Origin of the sequence: Sinomonas sp. (assembly GCF_036848755.1) — a bacterium.
Lineage (GTDB): Bacteria > Actinomycetota > Actinomycetes > Actinomycetales > Micrococcaceae > Sinomonas.
Genome location: NZ_DAIUJO010000089.1, coordinates 1 through 2,418 on the forward strand (window position 1 = coordinate 1; position 2,418 = coordinate 2,418).

Sequence of the window (2,418 nt, forward strand, 5' to 3'; positions counted from 1 at the left end):
GCTAGTCTGGCGCCATGACCACTTCCCCAACTCCCCAGCGGCTTGTCCCGGGCGACGCCGCCCCCGAGTTCGCACTGCCGGATTCCAGCGGCGGGACGACATCCCTCGCAGACCTCCGGGGACACAAGACGGTCCTGTATTTCTACCCGCAGGCCGCCACCCCCGCCTGCACCCAGGAGGCCTGTGATTTCCGCGACAGTCTGGCTTCCCTCGCGGCGGCGGGCTACGCCGTCGTCGGAATCTCGCCCGACCCCGCGCGCGCCGTCGCGAAATTCGCCGAGGCACAGCATCTCGGATTCCCCCTGCTCGCAGACGAGGATCACCGTGTCGCCGAGAGCTACGCGACGTGGGGCGAGAAGAAGAACTACGGACGGACCTACGAAGGCCTCATCCGCAGCACGTTTGTCCTTGACGAGGAGGGCAGGGTCGAGGTCGCCCAGTACAACGTTCGCGCCAAGGGGCACGTCGCCAAACTCCGGCGCGACCTCGGCCTCGACTGACCTGAGCGCTGCCTGAACAGACCCGCCGGACACGCCCGCTAGACTGACAGACGGTCCCGCCGAGTTCGGTGCGGGTATCGCGCGAGTGGTGGAATTGGCAGACACGCAGGATTTAGGTTCCTGTGTCTTCGGACGTGAGGGTTCAAGTCCCTCCTCGCGCACCACCTCCGGCATGAGGATGAGCCCGGCCGTGCAGGAACGACACCTGGGGACGGGCGCCGGGCACGGCGGGAAAGGCAATACGAGTGGCGCGAGGCATCAGGCGCAGGGATCTGCTTCAGGCGGCAGCGGCGACGGCACTACTGGCTGGGTGCACGCCTTCACCGCAGCCGAAGCCGAGCGCCACCGCGAGCTCTACCCCTGCCTCGAACCAGAACTTCACTTTCGGAACGCCGGCTGCCCCGATCGGCCTGGATCCAGCCCTGACCGCAGACATCGAGTCGTGGCGCATCACCCGGCAGGTCCTCGAAGGCCTCCTGACAACGGACCCGGAGACGGGAGCGCCAGCCCCGGGGTTGGCCACCCAGTGGACGCAGGGCTCGGATCTCCTCTCGTACACCTTCACCCTTCGGCAGGGGGTGCGGTTCCACGATGGCACGCCCTTCACGGCGGCTGCCGTCAAAGCGAACTTCGACCGGTGGTTCCATTTCCCCCCGGCTCTCCGGGCTGCCCGGGGCGTCCTTCCGTTTACGGCCGCGTTCCAGGCGCATTCCGACGCACCGGAGCTTTCGCTCTACAAGGGTTGCACCGTCCTCGGCGACTACCGCGTGCGAATAGACCTCACGTCGCCCCTCACCGAGCTGCTTCAGGCCCTCACGGCCCCCGCATTCGCCATATCGTCACCTGCCGCGCTCCAGGCCGGCTCCGCTGACGTGGAAGATCAGCCGTCGTCGGGGACAAAGATCTCCCGCTACGCCCAGCATCCTGTGGGCACCGGGCCTTTCCGTTTCAAGGAGTGGGCCTCGGACCGCGTGCTCCTCGAAGCGTCCCCCGACTACTGGGGAACGCGGGGGCAGATCGGCCAACTCGCATTCGTCGTCTACGACCAAGCCCAGAACCGGCTCGACGCGCTCGTCCAGGGCACGATCGACGGCTACGACGCAGTGACCCTCGACAACATCGAGACCCTCGTCCGCAAGGGCCTCCAGGTCGTCCGCCGCGACCCGTTCTCGGTCATGTACCTGGGCATGAACCAGGCCGTACCGATCCTGCAGAACGAGAACGTGCGTCTCGCGATCGCCTCCGCGATCAACAAGACCGCACTGATCACCCCCTTCTTCCTTGAGGACACGAAGCCCGCGGCTCAATTCCTCCCTCCGAAGCTCAACGGCTTCAACCAGGCCGGCGGCTTCCCGTCCTACGATCCCGAGAAGTCCAAGCGGCTCATCGCCCAATCCGGCTACCGGGGCGAGCCGCTCAAGTTCTACTACCCCCTCGACATCACGCACCTGTACCTGCCCTCTCCGGAGAAGGTATACGCCGAACTGAGCTCGCAGCTCACGCTCGTGGGCCTCAACATCCAGCCCGTGCCCATCGCCTGGTCGGACGGGTATCTTGAGCGGGTCACGACGCCCGGCGATCATGCGTTCCACCTGCTGGGGCGTTACGGGACCTACGCGGATCCCGACGACTTCCTTGCCGCTCTCTTCGGGGCGAAGAACGGCGAGTTCGGGTTCTTCGACGCCCAGCTCTTCAGCAAACTCGGCCGGGCCCGCGGCCTGCCGGACGGCAACGACCGGACGCAGGCGTACCAGAACATCAATGCCCAGCTCGCGAGCACAGCGCCCGCGATCCCGATCGCGTTCCCGATCTCGGCTGTGGCCCTCTCGAGCCGCGTGGGCACGTACCCCACCTCGCCTGTGCTCAATGAGACGTTCAACCACGTCGTCCTCACCTCCTAGCTCCCAACCGGGTGTCC

General features: G+C 66.5%; 2 protein-coding genes and 1 tRNA gene. All 3 read left to right on the forward strand.

The features are described from left to right. Positions 1 to 14 precede the first annotated feature (14 nt). Positions 15 to 500, forward strand: coding sequence for a thioredoxin-dependent thiol peroxidase (gene bcp, locus V7053_RS13760; RefSeq protein ID WP_334172842.1), 486 nt, complete (start codon positions 15 to 17; stop codon positions 498 to 500). 79 nt (positions 501 to 579) lie between these two features. Continuing rightward, positions 580 to 664 (forward strand) — tRNA-Leu (locus tag V7053_RS13765). Positions 665 to 745: 81 nt separating this feature from the next. Next, positions 746 to 2,401 (forward strand): ABC transporter substrate-binding protein, encoded by a 1,656-nt coding sequence (locus V7053_RS13770; protein ID WP_334172843.1) that lies wholly within the window; start codon positions 746 to 748, stop codon positions 2,399 to 2,401. The last annotated feature ends 17 nt before the right edge of the window (positions 2,402 to 2,418 follow it).